Raw genomic sequence first — 19815 nt, forward strand, 5'->3', positions numbered from 1 at the left:
GAGTGACCTGAAATGATTCAGTCCCCCTACCAAAAATATCAGCAGTTGTCTGCTCAAACGGCCACACCATTACAATTAGTTATTATGCTTTATGATGGGGCAATTCGATTTGTTAAGCAAGGTATAACTGGACTTGAGCATAACAACTATGAAGCAGCTAATAACAACTTTTGTAAAGCAGAGTCCATTTTACATGAGTTAGTAGCATCATTAAACTTTGAGTTTCCTGTTGCGAAGCAATTGCTAACTATTTACGAATATATGTTACATCAGTTAATACAGGCTAACGTATACAAACAAGTAGGGAATGCTCAAGAGGTAGTGGAGCATTTAGTGGAATTAAGACAGTCTTGGAAACAGCTTTCCGGTGGCAGCGCAGCTATCCAGCAGCAGGCATAGTTACCATGACATTACTCGAATTAGAAGTATATACAACTGCGCTTATCTCAAGGATAAAGACGGTTGCTCCTGAGGAACTGGAGTATTTAATTGAATTAAGGGAGTCTGTGTTAGCTTCTTTTAATTCTTCGCAACTGACAAGCGACGATATGCAAATCGTTAGAGTGCTTCAATCCTATGATGCAACCTTGCTGTCACGGATGAGAGAGTTGAAGGAAGAGGCAGCAGCTGCGTTGTTGAAAATACAACAATCCAAAGTTCAAAAAAATGCATACAGTTCGACTGGAGCTTTAGGCAGCTATTTTATTGATAAAAGAAATTAAAAAAAGTCCGGCAAATGCCGGACTTTTTTTAATTCATGATTGCAGCGAAAAAAGGGATTTTTCTTGCAGCTGAAAACTCTTGGAGTAACCGCTTTTGCATAGATTTTCGAAGCAGTGGATTCTGACAATGCTTAAGATATAGAACATAAAGATGGATTGTTTGCGGTGAAGTTTTTAATGCAGTATCTATGAACTCTAAGCCTTCTTCCGTAAAACCATTATTCAAATGGTAAATTCCGAGGTTCTCTAAACTAACTGGACTTAGCAAGTTCTGCTCCAAAAGCAGAGTATAGAAATTCAAGGCTAATTCTGTATTTTTTTGCTCAAAAAAATGATTAGCTATTAAATTTAAAATTTCTGGACTCGAGCAGCGTTTGAGAATTTCATCAAAAAGTTCAAACTCCTGAACTTGATAATAGACTTTTAATAATTCAAAAACGAGTATCGGTGAATGCTCATAAAGTTGACTTTCAAGGCCGTCATTTTTTAAAAAAGAGATAATTTGTTTGTAAGCTTCTCTAGATGAATCAACAAATTTCAATTCTACTTTTAATTCCCATAGATATGAAGCGGCGGCATGGGTGACTAGGGCAAGCTGGTTGTCTACCTCTCCTGCAAAACTAGCAGCTGTCTCGTGGTACCTATTCTTGTCTTTAACTAAGAAAAAGTAAAAGAGTTTATCTTCTTGTGAAAGGGCCTTCTCGTTGTTTATAGAAAGTCGTTCAAAATAAAATTGAGTTAAATTCTGATCATACACTGCAAGAGATGATCGGAAAAGAATGTATTGATGACGATTATTAGTTGAATCATAAATTCGATCCAACAAGGATGTAATAGAAGCGACATCGTCGAACCGCAGAAGTATCTTTAAAAGCGAGCGAAGCGCGCTGTAATCATGAAGATCTTGTTTCAACAAATTTGTAAGGTAGTACACAGCTTTTTCCCAATTTTCCTGCGATTCAAAAATGGATACTAATTTGCGCATGGGGATAGTAGAAGCAAAGTCAGCGCTCTCAATCCAAAATTTTACGGAATCAGTTGCTTTTATAGAAGCAGTAGCAATCGCTTCCTCATAGCCCTCTCTAGCCTCGTTTGTAAAGCCTAAGTAGTGCAGCATGTTTGCTTTTAAAAAGCGATACTCCGGATAATCCTTCCAATATAAAAGTTTAGATTCGATTATTTCCCAAGCATCGTAGAAGCGATGCTGGTTGAGATAACCCAGTGTCAGAGATATTAAGCAATGAGAGTACCAGGAAGAGCTGAGAGGCTGGTTTTGTTTTTTAATAGCCCGTTCGTAATAATAAATAGCTTTTTTGGAGTCGCCCGCAACGGAGCATTCATTGCCTAAAGTATAGTAGTCATAAGCACTAAAGCCGGTATTCTTCTTTAATTGAGTAAATAATTCAGCATTTCGTTCTAATTTTGATTTTTGTTCTACCCTATCCTTTAGGTATCCTGTATGAAAAATCGAGATTGGCGCTAAGGAAGAAGTCAATTCACCTTGATTGGAGTGAAGCTGTTCGTGAATTGGGCGCTGAAAGTGAATCCCCTGAAAATTCGGAAATAATCGAGGAACTTCACCACTTGTAATCATGCCTTGTTCTAAAGATTTACCTACAAAGTTAATTACGTTAATTGAAAAGACATGCAATGGAGAGGGCTCTACCGTTTCAAGAAATGAGCGGAGCCTCGCTCCTTCTTCCGGTGCAAAATATTCATCTGCGTCCAGAACAAGAATCCATTTTCCAGAGGCATTTCGAATGGATTCATTACGAGCTGCTGAAAAATCCTTAATCCATTCAAATTCTAGAAAATGCGATGTATACGAAAGTGCAATTTCTTTAGTTCGATCAGTAGAACCGGTATCTAAAATTATAATTTCATCAACAACATTTTTAACGCTTTCTAAGCACCTCTCAAGAACTTCCTGTTCGTTTTTAACAATCATACAGAGAGAAAGTAACATGTCTGGTCTCCTAAGTGAAAATATTCTTATTCTATATATCGGGTTTTGATTGGAATTTCAATAGAAAGGAACCTGAGCGGTTTATTGAAAACGGTTGAACTGATTTCTAAGTTGGCTTCTTATTTAACGGGTGGCATTAAGGGTTAATTAAAAGCTTTAATGAAAACTACTAACTTTTATTTTCGATTTGTCGATAATTTAGAGAGATAAGAGAAGGAGTAACTACCCTCATCACAGGAGGAGAAAGCCTTGAAAGTCGTTATTTTAGCAGGTGGAAGAGGGACAAGAATCAGCGAGGAGTCTTATTTAAGACCAAAGCCAATGGTGGAGATAGGAGATGCTCCAATTCTATGGCATATTATGAAGACCTATTCTTATTATGGATATAATGATTTCATTATCTGCCTGGGTTACAAGGGCTATGTTATTAAAGAATATTTTGCGAATTATTATCGGCATATGTCTGAAGCCGTAACGTATGATTTTACATCTGGAAATGCCGTAGAAATTCATCAAAATCGAGTAGAGCCTTGGAAAGTCACGCTAGTCGAAACGGGTTTAGATACCATGACAGGCAGCCGTATAAAACGAATCCAGCCATACGTAGGAAATGAGCCGTTTATGCTCACTTACGGTGATGGATTATCAAATATAAATATTGAGAATCTGGTTAGTTCTCACAAAAAGAATAGGCGCTTGGCCACCATTACAGCTGTTCAACCAGAGGGAAGATTCGGAAGACTTGAATTAGACGGTGAACGGGTCAGAGGATTTACCGAAAAAGTGAGAGGAGATGGGGGATGGATAAATGGTGGCTACATGGTATTTGAACCCCAAGTGTTCAATTACTTTCTTGATTCCGATTTTTCCATCCTTGAGCAGGAGCCTTTACAAAATTTAGCTATTGATGGTGAATTAAACGTTTACAAGCATGAAGGCTTTTGGCAACCAATGGATACATTGCGTGAAAAGAATAATCTCGAGGAAATGTGGAAAAAAAGTCAAGCTCCCTGGAAGGTTTGGGAAAACTAATTTCCAGGGACAATTACTCTTTTTTAGGAGCTAACTATGTTTAAATCGACTCTTAATATAAACGATTTAAAAACGTATGTCATGCGACAGATCAATAATTTTTTTCCTGATGATAGATTGAGTTTAACTGACCCGCTTTTAATGAAATCATTTAATCAAGCCATGGAACGATCGGAATATTGTTTTAGACATGTCGCATTAAAAACTTATCATGACAAAGACACTACATTCTTTTCCCATCTGCACTCGGATCAATATTCAGTTTTTTTATGGTTTCTGTCTAATTCTGTGTGGAGGGAATTCCAAGATGCGGAATTGGCTTCGAAAATGTTCTATCTCAACAAAGTGCTGAACGGATTTATTTGCATGTATGATGCTGAGATGCCCAATATATTCCTTGTTTTGCATGGGGGAGGCATTGTATTAGGAAAAGCGTCCTACAGTGATTTTTTTGTATGTTGCCAAGGTTGTACGGTAGGAGCGGTACATGGTGTGTACCCCTCTCTAGGAAAAGGAGTTGCTATGGCACCTCAATCTACAATAGTAGGTAATTGTATTATAGGAGACCATTCAACCATTGGAAATCAGGCTCTTTTGCGTAATAAAAATTTAAAAAGCAAATCTCTGTACTATCGTGATATAGATACTGGGCATCATTTAATATTGCAAAGAAACGATTCATCATGGGCGCAAACTTTTTTCAATGTGCCTATCCCTTTTGAGGTTTGATGAATGAAAACAAAAACCATTTTAGTCAGCGGAGCAAACGGATATTTGGGTCTTCATATGGCACGTTATTTGAGAAGTTGTAACATAAAGGTTGTAACAGCAGCTAGACACGATGGTGACTTTAAAATGAACTTCTCCTATCCGTCTGAAATTGCTACTCTTAACGTCAATGGAATAGATGCAATGATTCATACAGTTTCACCCAATGAATCTTTGTACAAGTCCGATCCCTATTACGCGCTTTCCGAGCATGTATCAGGTATTCATGCTGCGCTTGACTTTTGTTACAACAATAAAATCAGAGATTTCATTTACTTCTCCAGTTTTCATGTTTTTGGGAGTAGCGCTGGACAACTAAAGGAAGATACTCCAATATCGCCTACAAATGATTATGGACTGGCCCATTCCATGGCTGAACAAACGATTCAAATGTTTAATCGACTTAATAAGATTAATGCTTGGGTAGTTAGACCATCCAATCTTTTCGGGGTTCCAGTTGATACTAAACAGTTTAAGAGATGGAATCTTATACCATTTTTATTTTGTAAAGAAGCAATTGAAACAAATACAATTACGCTCTTAACAAGTGGCAATCAATTGCGTAATTTTGTCGGCACAAATGATTTAGCTGAAAAAGTAATGTGGATCCTGAAAGAAAGGCCGATGGAACGCATTGTTCATGCCTATGGAAGTCAAACCATGAGCGTTTATGATTATGCTCTCATAGTTCAAAAAATGGCTCAGGATATCTACAAACTACCCGTGCAGATTATCCGTCCCTCTGACGTGGACGAGTCTTACCGTCAATTTGACTTTTCAAGTCTCCATAAAAATATTGCTCCGATACCTAGCGATTGTTTGAGTGAATTTGTAAATGAAATGCTAGGGGTGTTGCTAGCCCAAAATAAAGCATACCCGTTCAAATAAGGAGATTTGTATGATTATTAAATCTGTGCCTTTAAACAATGCGGCTGTAATAGAACGGAAACCGATACAGGACAGCCGCGGGTATTTTGCTAGAAGTTTTTGCAAGAAAACATTAGCTGAGTATGGGATCGCATTTGATGTTGCCCAAGCCAGTGTAGCTTTTAATCAATATCAAAATACGCTCAGAGGTATGCATTTCCAACGGCCTCCTTTTTGTGAAGATAAAATTATATCGTGTGTTAGCGGCGCTATATACGATGTCATTATTGATTTAAACAAAGAAAGTTCAACCTATGGAGAATGTTTTGGAATCACATTGACCGAAGATAACAATTTATCTTTAGTGGTCCCTAAAGGTTTTGCCCATGGATACTTAACCCTTCAACCAAACACTAGTATTGAATATTTGGTAAGCGAGTATTATACCCCCTCGCATGAGTCCGGTATTAGATGGAATGATACTGCATTCCTTCTAGAATGGCCTATAACGGACGTAAGTCAATTAATTATTTCAAATAAGGACAAGCAGTGGAATGATTTTGACTTGGATAAAAATGGATTATTTTTGTCAGGAGGGAATAGTCATGGATAACAACTGGGCGACGACTCTCCTAAGGAGTTTAGAGAGCGCTTATGAAGGCATACATCATTTGGAGAATCGTATTAATCACGGAGAATTGAGCTTAACGGATGTGACCCTATTAGACACGGTTGCCGACCTTATTAATGCAATGGTGGGAGCCATCGCAGAAGACGCTGCACCTAACCGATTGAAAGAAATTTCTGCAAATATTGGTTATTATATTGAACAGCTTAAGGATAGTTTTAATCAAGACAACGGCAGTAGCTTTATTTATAATTTCCGTTATCATGTCTGCGCTTTATTTCGCATCCTTGAACTCGAAATGGCCTACGTAGTAGAGAACTACGTAGATAAATCGAATTACCCGCGCCTCTATCCTGAAGTCAATCCTATTAATCACCATGAAATATCCAAACGAGGAGAAGATGCTCCTTGCAAAGTTAGTGTCGTTCTTCTAGCATATAATAATCTAGATTACACTCGTGATTGCGTCGAGAGTATCTTGTCACATACGAAAGACGTCGATTATGAATTGATTTTGGTGGATAATGGATCAACTGATGGGACTAAGGAATATTTTGATTCCATAGTCGGAGCAAAAGTCATTCATCTCAAATATAACTTACATATTGTTAAAGGCTTTAATATTGGGATGATGGCAGCAGAGGGGAAGTATTGTGCCGTCTTATGCAATGATTTTATTTTCACACCAAACTGGCTGAATAATCTAATGATTTGTATTGAGTCTGACCCTGAAATAGGGTATGTTTCGCCAGGGGCAACATCGATTTCAAACATGCAGCAAATTACGTTATCCTTTAAAACCATGGAGGAGTTTCAGGATAAGGCTAGAGCATACAACGTGAGTGATTCAACAAAGTGGGAGGAACGAGTGGTTCTTTTGCCCAACGTTCTATGTTGTCCCACTGCCTTGCTTGAAGCAGTTGGATATTATGATACCCGTTTTTTCCGTGGTGAGTTTGCTGACGACGACATCAGCTTCAAAATAAGACGTGCTGGGTATAAACTTGTTTATTGCTCGGATACGGTCACCTATCATTATGGAAGTCTGACCACAATAAGCGATCATCAAACCCACTCCCTCGAGGAAGGTAGATTAACTTTCCGAGAAAAATATGGATTTGATGCATGGTCAGATGCTCGAATGAATTCGGACTATTTGGAGCTGGACTTTAATCTGTTCCAACATGTGAAAACCATTTTAGGCATTGACGTTAAATGCGGAGCAACTCTTCTGCAATTCAAAAATAACATTTGGAAAAATCATGGAGTGAAGCCAGCTCTACTTATTGGAGCCATTTCGGAGCAACAGTACTTAAAGGACCAGGAATCTATTGCCGATCAAGTGTATCCGGAAGTCGGCTTCGAAGAGCTACATTTAAAACTTGATCAAAAAATGGACCTGGTTTATATCGAAAGATCTCTTGACAATTACTCCGAAGACTTAAGCTCTATTTTTAATCATCTTTCAAAAGCGGTTCAAGAAAATGGGGTTGTTATTTTCAAAATAACTAACAGTGCAAGCCTGGAGTTTTTATATAATTCTATTTATTCTTCAGATAAAATACATAATCAAAGAATCTATACAAAAGAAATGATATGCCTGCAAGCACATGCTTATAGATTTGAAGTAACGTCCATTTTTAATTTCGGAGCTCGACTCAGCGATGAAGATCAAAGGCTTATTGAGGATGTAGCTCATTCCTTAGCCGGCGGGGAAGAGAAGGAGAAGAGCAATATAGCTTCTGTGCTTAAAACGAGTCACCAAATGTATCAAATGAAGCGTGTATAAATGATATTTTATTGTGACAATTCGTCTTTAATGAATTCATATTATCCAGGAGATTCCAGATGGAAAATAACAAAACAATAAATAGGTATTTTTGGATAGGAAGAAAAGTTTTTCTGACGGGTCATACTGGTTTTAAAGGTAGCTGGCTTGCCATCTGGCTCCACCATATGGGAGCTAGAGTAACGGGGTATTCACTTCATTCACCAACGAATCCAGCTCTCTTTGAGCTTGCTCATATTGACAAGATAATGGAGGATTCATTTATTGGAGATGTAGCTGATTTTGGCAGGCTGAAGGAAGCAATTGAGCATGCAGAACCCGAAATCGTTATTCATATGGCGGCACAGCCTCTTGTGAGAAGATCCTATGCAGATCCAGTAGAGACCTTTCGTACAAATGTAATGGGTACTGTCAATATTATGGAAGTTGCTCGTTCGTGCAAGTCTGTTCGAGTTGTACTAAATGTAACGACAGATAAATGCTATGAAAATCAAGAGTGGCATTGGGGATATCGAGAAACGGAGCCCTTGGGGGGACATGATCCTTATTCAAGCAGCAAAGCTTGTTCAGAATTAATTACCTCAGCTTATCGAAATTCATTTCTTGGGTCGTTGGACATTCGAGTAGCAACAGCTAGAGCAGGTAATGTAATTGGAGGAGGAGACTGGGCAGAAGATAGATTAATCCCAGACATTTTTCGATCCTTGTTTAACGGAACACAAATTCAAATTCGTAATCCAGCCTCTGTCCGTCCATGGCAACACGTTTTAGAACCACTATCTGGGTATTTGTTATTGTGTCAGAAGTTATTTACTGAAGGCAGACAATACGCTCAGTCTTGGAACTTCGGTCCTCAAGAAAGAGACGTAAGGCCAGTTGAATGGATTGTAAAAAGAATTTTGCACAAGTGGCCGGATCAACATTCAGGTTATAAAATTATTCAGCAGAACGAGATACACGAAGCCAAAATGCTCAAACTGGATTGTTCAAAAGCAATGAATGAACTCTATTGGTTTTCAAAATGGTCCTTAGAGTCAGCATTAGATACTACAGTTGAATGGTTTAGCGGATATCTACAAGGTAAAGATGTTCAAGACCTTTGTATAAAGCAAATTGAAGAATATGAGAATTTTAAGTTCATAGATCAATTTGACGATCTTGAAGATGTAGATGTTAGAAGCGTTGAATGATTTTATCTTAGTCGAATTTTGACAAATGGCTTCATTTAGTGAATCTATTTAAAATAAAGCTCGTGAATCCGCTTCCATGTCATATTGACAACTGTTTGATTCCGGTGCTATAGTCAAAATGTGGGCCATGCAAATAAGGCGTCTCACAGCATTTGATTATGAAGGGAATGTTCTGAATGCAAGGTAAAGTGAAATGGTTCAACGCAGAAAAAGGTTACGGATTTATCGAGACTGAGCAAGGCGGCGACGTATTTGTTCATTTCTCCGCAATCCAATCCGAGGGCTTCAAAACCCTGGAAGAAGGCCAATCCGTTGAGTTTGATATCGTAGAAGGCGCTCGCGGTCCACAAGCTGCTAACGTAATCAAACTGTAATCATCCGGCCGTTTCGGCCATTAATAGATGATTGACAAGAACGACAAACCTTACGGGGTCCTGGTTTTCAGGGCCTCTTTTTTTATTTTTCTTCCGTACAATGATGAATTTAGGGAGAGGGATTCAAATGAGTTTAGCCTATTGCATTACGGCACACACTAAACCCAATCAGCTTAGACGAATGATAGAGGCCATTTATCATGAAAACAACTACTACGTTCTACATATCGACGCCAATGCTTCAACAGAATTGTTGCTCTTTGCAAGCCGTTTAGCGGAAGCTAATGAGAACATTTTTATGTTGACATCTGCAAGTTGTGCTTGGGGGGGCTGGTCTCTTGTGGAAGTTGAGTTACAAGCGATTTCCTTACTTGCGGAGCTCTCGGGTTGGAGCCACTATATAAATCTTAGTGGTCAGGATTTCCCGCTTGCATCTCAGAGATTAATTGGTGCTTATTTACAGGATCACCCTAAAAAGATTTTCATGAACTACAGATCAATAGAAGATGAAGAAGTAATGGATTTAAAGTATAGATTTATTTTTGAAGAACGGAAAGGGGAAGTTATCGCAACGGGAGAACGTACTGAACGATTCCATCAATTGTTTCCAAATAAACAGTTATTCACAGGAAGTCAATGGAAAGTGCTAACGAGAGAAAGTGCGTTGTATGCCGCCATATCGGAAAATACTAATAATCTAAAGAGTTTTTTTAAACAATCGTTTGTTCCTGACGAACATTTCTTTCAGACGGTGTTGCTTAACTCCATTTATTCTAGGTATGTAGTCAACGAAAATCTACGATTCATTGATATGACCGTGTATCATTCAAATGAAATGGTCCCGCTTAATGCGGCCAGCCCAAGAGTCTTGACAACTGGGGATGCCATTTCTATGATGTCGTCATCAGCTCTTTTTGCTCGAAAATTTGATGTAGAACAGGATGCTGTCATTATTGATCTTCTTGAACAAGCTATTAAAGAATGAGGTACATGAAAAATATTTATCTGAAAATTCTAAATTCACAAATAAGTCTTTTGATTTGATCCTGCGTATCGTGGTATAATAAGACCATGTAAAGGAGGAGTGCTACATGAAATACAACGTTCGAGGTCAAAACGTTCCTGTGACGGATGCCATGAGGGATTACGTCGAGAAGAAGTTGAACCGCCTGGATAAGTATTTTGATGCCCCCCCTGCCGCTGACACCAGCGTCACGATGTCGGTACACAAGGGACGCCACGGCATAGAGGTCACGATTCCCCTTACGGGAGTGATTTTGAGAGCCGAGGAGAAAAGCCCGGATATGTACGCATCGGTCGACACGGTCGTTGATAAGCTGGAGCGTCAGATCCGCAAGCACAAAACAAAAATGAACCGTAAGTTCCGGCAGAACGAAAGCATTAAGACGCTTTTCCGTGAAGACGACGTTACCTCGGTTGCCGTGCAAGATCCGGAAGAGGACCTTGAGGTTGTACGGATGAAGCGCTTCAAGCTGAAGCCGATGGATGTGGAAGAAGCGATTTTGCAAATGGATATGGTCGGCCATAACTTCTATGTATTCAACAACATTGAAACGAAGGAAGTGAATGTCGTCTACCGCCGCACGGATGGCCGTTACGGCCTGATTGAACAAGGGTAGCCGCAGGGCCTTGATGGTATAATTCTTATGTAATTATTAATACGGCGGTCTTTCATTCTAAATCTCATTCTAAATCTCAATTTACATTTGAATATACTGAACTCATAACTCACGTCCTTTCCTTCCGGGGAAAGGGCGTTTTTAAGTCCCGATCCCGCGGTCCAATCTCCAATAATTAGGCTTCCAACAACGTGCCGAAAGGGGCAAAATCCTTGTTCCTAGTCTTACCAGGCAACACTTTACCTGGCGGTCGCGTATATAATGTTGGAAAAGCCTGTCGATTGATTGCGGCATGATCGGACAACTGTTAAAATTAAGGCAAAGTGTCTCACGAAAGGGGTATACCATGCTCGGACTGGTGAAGAAAATTTTCGGCGATGCCAATGAGCGCGAAGTCAAACGTCTCATGCGCAACGTTGAGGTTATAAATGGAATGGAGCCTGAGTATGCGGCTCTTACGGACGATCAGCTTCGGGCAAAAACGCAAGAGTTCCGCGACCGCTTGGAAAAAGGCGAGGAGCTTGAAGATATGCTCCCGGAAGCGTATGCGACGGTTCGGGAAGCCGGCAAACGCGTGCTTGGCATGCGGCATTTTGATGTGCAGCTGCTCGGCGGCATGGCGCTGCATGAGGGCAAAATCGCCGAGATGAAAACCGGCGAGGGCAAAACGCTCGTTGGCACTCTGCCCGTTTACTTAAACGCCCTGCTCGGCAAAGGCGTACATGTTATTACGGTCAATGATTACCTTGCTCAGCGTGACAGCGATATTATGCGTCCATTGTATGAATTCCTTGGCATGACTGTTGGCTGCAACCTGAACTCCCTTTCGCATGAGGAGAAACAGGCTGCTTACGCTTGCGATATTACGTACGGCACGAACAATGAATTCGGCTTTGACTATCTGCGTGACAACATGGTGCTTTACAAGGAGCAAATGGTGCAAAAGCCGCTCTATTTTGCCATTATTGACGAAGTAGACTCCATCCTGATCGACGAAGCGCGGACGCCGCTCATTATTTCCGGCCAGGCAGCCAAGTCGACGGAGCTATACCATGCTGCGGACAAGTTTGTCGGCCGTCTGAAGCAAGAGGACGACTACACGGTCGATATTAAGCTGCGCTCGGTTATGCTGACGGAATCTGGTGTAGAGAAGGCGGAGCGGGCTTTTGGTATCGAAAACCTGTTCGACCATGCCAATGTAACGCTTAATCACCATATTCAACAAGCGCTGAAGGCGCATGCGATCATGAAGCGCGACGTGGATTACGTCGTTCAGGACGAAGAAGTTCTGATCGTCGACGAGTTCACCGGCCGTATCATGTCCGGCCGCCGCTACAGCGACGGTCTCCATCAGGCGATCGAGGCTAAAGAGGACCTGAAGGTCCAGAACGAAAGCATGACGCTGGCGACGATTACGTTCCAGAACTACTTCCGGATGTATCGCAAGCTGGCCGGCATGACCGGTACGGCAAAGACGGAGGAAGAGGAGTTCAAAAAAATCTACGGCCTTGAAGTGCTGCAGGTGCCGACGAACCGTCCGCTGCTCCGCGAGGATTTGCAGGACATCGTCTACAAAACCGAAGGCGGCAAGTTCAAAGCGGTTGTGGAAGAGATTGTGGAACGCCACAAAAAGAATCAGCCGGTTCTGGTCGGTACGGTTTCGATCGAGAACTCCGAGAAGCTGTCTGAGCTGCTCAAGAAAAAAGGCATTCAACATAAAGTTCTCAACGCGAAGTACCATGCGGAGGAAGCGGAGATTATTTCCCGCGCCGGACAAGCAGGTTCCGTCACGATCGCCACGAACATGGCGGGACGCGGTACCGACATCCTGCTCGGCGATGGTGTTAATACCAGCGGCGGTCTGCATATCATCGGTACGGAGCGCCATGAGAGCCGCCGGATCGACAACCAGCTGCGCGGCCGTGCCGGCCGTCAGGGCGACCCGGGTTCATCCCAGTTCTATCTGTCCCTTGAGGATGAGCTGATGCGCCGCTTCGGCGCGGAGAACATCATGGGCATGATGGAAAAGCTAGGCTTTGAGGAAGATCAGCCGATCGAGAGCCGCCTCATTACGAGAGCGATCGAGTCCGCTCAGAAGCGCGTCGAGGGCAACAACTTCGACACGCGTAAGGTCGTTCTCCAATACGATGATGTGATGAACCAGCAGCGTGAAATTATTTACAAGCAGCGCCGCGAAGTTCTCTTTAGCGAAAACATCCGCGATATCGTCATGGAAATGATTCAGCCGGTTGTGAAGCGGATCGTTACCGTGCACTGTCCGTCGGAGCAAGTGCCGGAGGAATGGGATCTGCAGGCAGTCGTGGATTACGTGCACGGCAATCTTTTGCCGGAAGAATCCATTACGAAGGATGATCTGTGGGGCAAAGAGCCGGAAGAGATCATTGAGCTGCTGATGAGCAAAATCACGGCCCAGTACGACGAGCGCGAGGAAGCGATGGGCTTTGAAACGATGCGCGAATTCGAAAAGGTCGTCGTGCTGCGCGCTGTTGACAGCAAGTGGATGGACCATATCGATGCTATGGATCAGCTTCGCCAAGGTATCCATCTGCGTGCATACGGCGGTACGGATCCTTTGCGCGAGTACCAATTCGAGGGCTTCGAAATGTTCGGCGAGATGGTCGAGACGATTCAAGAAGAGGTCGCTCGTTACATTATGAAAGCTCAAGTAGAGCAAAACCTTGAGCGTCAAGAAGTAGCCAAGGGCCAGGTGGAATCCGGCGGCAGCAGCGAACCGCGTGAGGCTCGCCCTGCGAAGCGCGAGGAGCGCATCGGACGTAATGACCCTTGCCCATGCGGCAGCGGCAAGAAATACAAGCTTTGTCACGGCAAGTAAGTTTAATATACGTATTATTAAATTTGAGGTGAAGCATTGTCATGATCGACGTAACGGTTAAGCAAGACCTGCGCGAGGCGGCAAAGCGGCTCCAAGATCTCAGGGGGTCCCTTTGACTTAGATCTCAAACAGGAGATCATAGCCAATTTTGAGGAAAAGATGACGGCGCCGGATTTTTGGGATGATAACGAAAAAGCCCAGAAGCTCATCTCCGAGATGAATGCCGTCAAATCCGTCGTAGAGCAATACGATAAGCTCAGCAGCCAGCGTGAAGATCTGGAGACGATGCTTGAGCTGGCTGCGGAGGAAGATGACGAGTCGCTTGACGGTGAGCTGACGAGCGGCGTAGCCAGCCTGATGAACGAAATCGGCAACTTCGAGCTTCAGCTGCTGCTTAATCAGCCTTACGATAAGCTGGACGCGATTTTGGAGCTTCATCCTGGCGCGGGCGGCACGGAGTCGCAGGACTGGGGCCAAATGTTGTACCGCATGTACACACGCTGGGCCGAGAAGCGCGGCTTCAAGGTCGAAGTGCTGGACTATTTGCCCGGCGACGAGGCGGGAATCAAAAGTGTTACGATTAGCGTTAAAGGGCATAACGCTTACGGCTATCTCAAGGCGGAGAAAGGGGTGCACCGCCTGGTGCGCATCTCTCCTTTTGACGCCTCGGGCCGCCGGCATACGTCCTTTGTATCCTGCGACATCATGCCGGAGATTGACGACAGTATCGAAATTGAGATTCGCCCTGAGGATCTCAAGGTTGATACGTACCGCTCCAGCGGCGCCGGCGGACAGCACGTCAACAAGACGGAATCAGCGATCCGGATTACGCACATCCCGTCCGGTATCGTTGTTGCTTGCCAAACGGAGCGCTCGCAGATTCAGAACCGCGACAGGGCGATGAAGATGCTTCGTTCCAAGCTGTATGAGCGTAAAATCGAGGAGCAACAAAAGCATCTGGCGGAAATCCGCGGCGAGCAGTCCGAAATTGCTTGGGGAAGCCAGATTCGCTCCTATGTTTTTCATCCGTACAGTATGGTAAAGGATCATCGCACCTCGGTGGAAACCGGTAACGTTGGCGCTGTAATGGATGGAGACCTGGACGCGTTTATTAACGGGTATCTTCGTCATCAGATCAGGCAGCAGCCCGAAGCCTAAGCGGCAATCCGCCGAATAATACAGGAGAAGAGTTCCGACACTTGAACAGAGTGCGGAACTCTTTTTCGCGCGGAAAGAAAGAGTGGTCTGCGCTACCGCGGCAGAGTAAAGGCGGCAGTGGGAATTTACGTACCGCTGCCAGGGGGAAGGAGTCCGGCAGAATTGAGTAAACAGGGGGAACAGAGCGGCTTATCCGGCGAATCGGGAATATTAAAGGGTAACCCGCAACATAACGAGCCGAGGGTTTCGCATGAGCATAATATGCAAGAAGCAAGCACGGAAGTGGCCGCTTCGATGAGGGATAACAACAGGATAGAAGCTGCGGCTGGTCGGGAAGGACAAGGAGGACAGGCGATGGATGAGGAACAGGCTGGACGGGATAAACGAGCCGAAGGGATGGCCCAGGCCATAACCGGTAAGCCGAAGGCGCGTAAACACCGTAAAACCGGCAAGCGGTCAAAAAATGAACGGGTAACCAATCTGATCTCCATTGTTGTAGGGGCATTTGTAATCGCGGTCAGCTTTAATAGCTTTTTGCTGCCCAATGATATCGCCTCCGGCGGCATTAACGGCTTGTCCATTCTGATCGAGCATTTATACGGGTTTAATCCGGCTTTTATTCAATGGGCCATTAATATTCCGCTGTTTTTTGCAGGCATGCTGCTGCTTGGCCGGCGTTTTGCGCTGCAAACGCTGGTGGGGACCATTTTCCTGCCGCTATTTGTCCTGCTTACCTCCCACTGGGGCGTTCCGACGGAAAATCCGCTGTTAGCCTCCATTTACGGGGGCATTGGTGTTGGATTAGGTCTCGGGCTTGTATTCCGGGGCAGAGGCTCTACGGGCGGCACAGCGTTAATCGCGCAGATTCTGCATCGGTACACGGGAATGTCGCTCGGTCTTTGTATAGCTCTTATGGACGGTCTTGTCATCGTTGCAGCCGGTTTTTTGCTTTCGCCGGAACAGGCGCTTTATGCGCTGATCGGTCTATTTGTCACCAGCAAAACAATCGATATCGTGCAGACCGGGTTAGCTATGTCTAAAGTGGCGTTTATCATCAGCTCCCGTTCCGAAGAAATTGCCGATGCGGTCCTCCATGATTTGGATCGCGGCCTGACGCGTCTGGACGGCCATGGCGGGTATACGGGCGATAATCGCACTGTTCTTATGGTTGTCCTCAGCCAAAACGAGGTGCCGGAGCTGAAACGGCTTGTCCAGACTGTGGACCGCGATGCGTTTGTCATTATTAGCCATACGGCTGAAGTGTTAGGGCAGGGTTTTAAGCTGGAGTAGAGTTTTTTTCGAGAGAACAATTAAAGCATCCTTTGGTGCAGCTTCGATCCGTTGAGACGGAAAAAAGCTGCTGCCAGAAGGTGCTTTTCTTTATTTTAATCATAAAATGCGGTTGCTCTAAGCCCAGAATGGGTAAACTACGCACAAAGCATCGGCTAACTAAAAATCATTTTGGAGTGAATATTTACCTTAAGCTTTGGATGAAAGTCGGAAATATTTTATATGGAACTGATATAACTTCCTAATATGCTTGGTTTGCGATAGAGAGCTGTTAGACGAGGAAGCTTATTCGCTGCGCCTTGAGAGGCACTAAGAATTTCTTAAGAAATTCAGGCAGAGTTTTTTAAAACCTGTACGCCATAATGGGTTCTAGCAGGTTTGAACCAATTCTTAATCATTACGCAGGTTTTCATGGAAGGGGAAGCAGTATGAGTTATTTTTCAGACACGGCACAAGCTGAACTTAACAAAAAAAAGCGGCTGATTTTTTTGTTGCTTGCAGCAGTTCTGCTGTTAGGCGCTTGGCTTCGTATCGATTTTAACGTTTCCGTCGATCATAAAGTGAGCCAGGATACTAAAAACTACGACATGATGGTTCGACAGCTCCTGGAAAAGGGCGTATACGGGTACGAATATAAGAAGCCGTCAGGTGAGCCCAACGCTCGAGTAACGCCGGGTTTTCCGATCCTCATGGCCGCTGTGTATAAGATGGTCGACTACAAGGTTAACGATCCTTATCCTTATATCCGATTTGCAAATGTCTTTATGAGCTTGACCATGGTTTACCTGATGTATCTCATCGGCAGTATGCTATCCAACCGGTGGGGAGGGCTTGCAGCTGCTTTTGTGGGCGCCATATATCCTGCTTTTGTCTGGACTACTGGAGCTATTCTGACAGAAACGATGGCGGCATGTTTCCTGGTCCTTTATGTTTATCTGCTGCTGCTCGGATTCCGGAAAAACAGCAGCTGGCTCATGGCGGCCTCGGGCGTTGCTCTTGGCATTACCGTGTTGACCCGAACAGAGTTTCTGCCGATTTTTATCCTTATGCATATCCTGATTCTGCTGTGGAGCCGGGATTGGAAAAAATCGCTGCGATTTGTGATTGTTGCGGGTCTTGGCCTTGCTATTACGCTTTCGCCATGGGTCATTCGAAATTTTGTGACCTTTGATAAATTAATCGTCAGTTCAACCCAGGTCAACCCGTTTGCAGCCGGTACTTATCCAAATAAAAACTATGATGACGGCTTGGTTGACCGGAAGGATAAAACGCAAATGGAGGTTGCCAAGGAAAGGCTCCGCATTGGCTTTACCGAGCATACATGGACCTTTGTTAAATGGTATACGGTTGGAAAGATTCAGTATACGTACGGCCGCCCGTTTGGAGGCAGCGGTCATACGCCTTGGTACCCGGTTATACCAAATGTGCTTAAAATGCCATTCCATCTAGCCATTATGGCGGTCGGATTTGTTGCGATGCTGTACATGCTGTTTCGCTGGAGGCATCAGGCTTCGGCGCTGGCGCTTATCGTCGCTTCCATGTCCACGCTAAGGCTGCTGTTTATTCCCGAAACCCGGTACAATTTCACAGCAATGCCGCTTCTGATCGTAATGGGTTCCGTTTTTGCCGTAATCGTTGTACAGGCCGTTGTGAATCGGGGTAATAAAAGAGAAACCGACAAGATCAAACATAAGGAGGAGACAGCCAATGAAAACCCAGCCGCTGCACATTGAGCAAGGCATTAAGTCCAATGTGCTTATCATTGTGCCAGCCTATAATGAGGCTTCGGGCATCCGAAACACAATTGCTTCGATTAAGGAGCATGCTCCTTATGCAGATCTTGTCGTCGTGAACGACGGGTCGATGGACAATACGGGAAGTATTGCCGAAATGCAAGGAGTGCCGGTGCTTAATCTCAGCTGCAACCTTGGGATTGGCGGAGCGGTACAGGCAGGCTATCGTTATGCGGAGGAAAATGACTACACCTACGCGGTGCAGATTGACGGGGACGGACAGCATAATCCGGCCGATCTGAGCTATCTGTTGCAAGCGATGCGCGAAAACGAAGTCGACATGGTTGTCGGCTCCCGGTTTATTGAAAAGCGCGGCTTTCAATCGACCTTTACCCGGAAGCTTGGCATCGGTTTGCTGGCTAATCTTGTGAGCGCGCTGACGGGTCAGCGGATTACCGACCCAACATCGGGCTACCGTTTATGCAGCCGCAAAGCGATCTCGCTCTTTTCCAGAGAGTATCCAACGGATTACCCGGAAGTTGAAGCGCTCGTTCTGCTCGATAACTATCGCGGCAAGTTCATGGAGGTTCCGGTTGTTATGTCGGAGCGCGATGGCGGAGTGTCCAGCATTTCAGCCTTTAAATCCTGCTATTATATGATAAAAGTCACCCTTGCCGTTCTGATTACAAAAAGCAAAAAGAAACGCGAGTGGAGCTTGGGCTATGGCAACTGAATTTGTTTGGGTCGGAATTGCAGCCAGCATCGGTTTTATCGGCACAATTGTGCATTTAATCCGCAAACGCAAGCTGCGGGAGCAGTATTCACTGTTATGGCTTCTGCTTGGCATCGGAATGCTGGGAATTTCACTGTTCCCGAATTTGCTGGAAACGGCATCTAATTTGCTGGATGTCGATTACGCGCCTTCCTTGCTTTATTTTACAGGCCTCATGGGCGTGCTGTTCATATTGCTTCATTTGACAATTGCCATCTCAACCTTAACGCATAAGCTGATTTCGATCACGCAAGCTGCAGCTTTACGACAAGAACAGGTCAAGCGGCTTGAGCGGAGGATAGAGGAACTTGAGAGCGGTGAGGCCCGCACTGTTCCCGTCAAAAAGGAGATACGCTGATGCCTTATGTGCTCTTGCTGCTGAATATTCTGCTGCTGGTCGCCGGGCAGACGGTTTGGAAGATGGGGCTGGATCGGGCCGGCGGATTGAGAGCGGAAAATTGGCTGCAGGTGCTTTTTTCACCGCTAATCCTCGCCGGAATCGGCATGTACGGACTGGCCACTCTGCTGTGGCTGTCAGTTCTGTCCAGATTGCCGCTCAGTCTGGCTTACCCTTTGCAAAGCTTAGCCTATGTGCTGGGCATTTTGCTTGCCTGGAGGCTGTTCGGCGAGGCGGTGCCGCTAAACCGCTGGATCGGCTGTGCGGTCATTGTAGCGGGAGTTGTGCTGATTAGCGCCAAATGACATTGGATTTATGGGATGGGCTTCAGAGGCGCCTTCAATCCGACCTTACGGTGGGGGAAAGCCGTGAGCCTGCATTAGTAGGGATGTTAAGCGACCTTACGGAGCGGTCAAAGCCGAGAGTCAGCGTTGTTAAGGGCGTCAAACGACCTTACGGAGCGGAAAAAGCCGAGAGTCGGCTCTAGTAAGGACGTCAAACGACCTTACGGAGCATTAGTAACCACAGCTTTAAAAAGGGGTTGTCCCAGTCACATAACGTGGCTGGAGACAGCCTTTTTTTCGTGATGCTAGAAGTATTTTTCCTGTTGTATTATTATTAATATGAACGTATAA

The 19815-nt window shown here is 44.4% G+C and carries 19 protein-coding genes; 18 read left to right on the forward strand and 1 reads right to left on the reverse strand.

Annotation, left to right across the window (positions count from 1 at the left end):
* Positions 1-12 precede the first annotated feature (12 nt).
* Complete coding sequence (gene fliS, locus M3223_RS22820) at positions 13-399, forward strand: flagellar export chaperone FliS (protein ID WP_251565965.1); 387 nt, start codon at positions 13-15, stop codon at positions 397-399.
* Positions 400-404: 5 nt separating this feature from the next.
* Positions 405-722, forward strand: coding sequence for a hypothetical protein (locus tag M3223_RS22825; protein ID WP_251565967.1), 318 nt, complete (start codon positions 405-407; stop codon positions 720-722).
* Positions 723-750: 28 nt separating this feature from the next.
* Here M3223_RS22825 and M3223_RS22830 read toward each other — a convergent pair whose 3' ends face one another.
* The gene (locus M3223_RS22830; protein WP_251565969.1) at positions 751-2688 is read right to left on the reverse strand and encodes a TPR domain-containing glycosyltransferase; all 1938 of its coding nucleotides are present in this window, start codon (positions 2686-2688) and stop codon (positions 751-753) included.
* Between the two features lie 249 nt (positions 2689-2937).
* On the opposite strand from M3223_RS22830, the gene rfbF reads away from it, so the two are divergent.
* From rfbF to M3223_RS22910, 16 genes are all read left to right on the forward strand, one after another.
* Positions 2938-3720, forward strand: coding sequence for a glucose-1-phosphate cytidylyltransferase (gene rfbF, locus M3223_RS22835; protein ID WP_251565971.1), 783 nt, complete (start codon positions 2938-2940; stop codon positions 3718-3720).
* A gap of 36 nt (positions 3721-3756) precedes the next feature.
* The gene (locus tag M3223_RS22840) at positions 3757-4449 is read left to right on the forward strand and encodes a hypothetical protein (protein WP_251565973.1); all 693 of its coding nucleotides are present in this window, start codon (positions 3757-3759) and stop codon (positions 4447-4449) included.
* A gap of 3 nt (positions 4450-4452) precedes the next feature.
* A complete protein-coding gene (locus M3223_RS22845; protein WP_251565976.1) occupies positions 4453-5376 on the forward strand; it encodes an NAD-dependent epimerase/dehydratase family protein in 924 nt (307 codons plus the stop codon).
* Positions 5377-5386: 10 nt separating this feature from the next.
* Complete coding sequence (locus M3223_RS22850) at positions 5387-5968, forward strand: dTDP-4-dehydrorhamnose 3,5-epimerase family protein (RefSeq protein WP_251565978.1); 582 nt, start codon at positions 5387-5389, stop codon at positions 5966-5968.
* Positions 5961-7772 carry a glycosyltransferase family 2 protein gene (locus M3223_RS22855; RefSeq protein ID WP_251565980.1) on the forward strand — a complete coding sequence of 604 codons (1812 nt, stop codon included), beginning with the start codon at positions 5961-5963 and terminating at the stop codon, positions 7770-7772. The genes M3223_RS22850 and M3223_RS22855 overlap by 8 nt, the downstream gene beginning before the upstream one ends.
* A gap of 59 nt (positions 7773-7831) precedes the next feature.
* Complete coding sequence (gene rfbG / locus M3223_RS22860) at positions 7832-8962, forward strand: CDP-glucose 4,6-dehydratase (RefSeq protein ID WP_251565982.1); 1131 nt, start codon at positions 7832-7834, stop codon at positions 8960-8962.
* A 176-nt stretch (positions 8963-9138) separates the two neighbouring features.
* Complete coding sequence (locus tag M3223_RS22865; RefSeq protein ID WP_042170033.1) at positions 9139-9336, forward strand: cold-shock protein; 198 nt, start codon at positions 9139-9141, stop codon at positions 9334-9336.
* Positions 9337-9463: 127 nt separating this feature from the next.
* A complete protein-coding gene (locus M3223_RS22870; protein WP_251565984.1) occupies positions 9464-10321 on the forward strand; it encodes a beta-1,6-N-acetylglucosaminyltransferase in 858 nt (285 codons plus the stop codon).
* 106 nt (positions 10322-10427) lie between these two features.
* Entirely contained in the window at positions 10428-10976 is a 549-nt protein-coding gene (hpf, locus tag M3223_RS22875; RefSeq protein WP_251565987.1) for a ribosome hibernation-promoting factor, HPF/YfiA family, read from the forward strand.
* Between the two features lie 346 nt (positions 10977-11322).
* The gene (secA, locus tag M3223_RS22880; protein WP_251565989.1) at positions 11323-13830 is read left to right on the forward strand and encodes a preprotein translocase subunit SecA; all 2508 of its coding nucleotides are present in this window, start codon (positions 11323-11325) and stop codon (positions 13828-13830) included.
* Between the two features lie 41 nt (positions 13831-13871).
* A protein-coding gene (gene prfB / locus M3223_RS22885) for a peptide chain release factor 2 (RefSeq protein WP_251565991.1) occupies positions 13872-14988 on the forward strand; the annotation gives its coding sequence in 2 pieces (ribosomal slippage) (positions 13872-13943 and positions 13945-14988; 1116 coding nt in all).
* 396 nt (positions 14989-15384) lie between these two features.
* Positions 15385-16278, forward strand: a complete 894-nt coding sequence (locus M3223_RS22890; protein WP_435368037.1) for a YitT family protein — start codon at positions 15385-15387, stop codon at positions 16276-16278.
* Between the two features lie 428 nt (positions 16279-16706).
* Entirely contained in the window at positions 16707-18011 is a 1305-nt protein-coding gene (locus tag M3223_RS22895) for an ArnT family glycosyltransferase (RefSeq protein WP_251565995.1), read from the forward strand.
* On the forward strand, positions 17986-18744 hold the full coding sequence (locus tag M3223_RS22900) for a glycosyltransferase family 2 protein (RefSeq protein WP_251565997.1): 759 nt from the start codon (positions 17986-17988) through the stop codon (positions 18742-18744). The genes M3223_RS22895 and M3223_RS22900 overlap by 26 nt, the downstream gene beginning before the upstream one ends.
* A complete protein-coding gene (locus tag M3223_RS22905) occupies positions 18734-19141 on the forward strand; it encodes a DUF2304 domain-containing protein (RefSeq protein ID WP_251565999.1) in 408 nt (135 codons plus the stop codon). Before M3223_RS22900 ends, M3223_RS22905 begins: the two co-directional genes overlap by 11 nt.
* Complete coding sequence (locus tag M3223_RS22910; RefSeq protein ID WP_251566001.1) at positions 19141-19485, forward strand: EamA family transporter; 345 nt, start codon at positions 19141-19143, stop codon at positions 19483-19485. Before M3223_RS22905 ends, M3223_RS22910 begins: the two co-directional genes overlap by 1 nt.
* Positions 19486-19815 lie beyond the last annotated feature (330 nt).

The organism is Paenibacillus pasadenensis (assembly GCF_023715725.1).
GTDB lineage: Bacteria > Bacillota > Bacilli > Paenibacillales > Paenibacillaceae > Paenibacillus_O > Paenibacillus_O pasadenensis_A.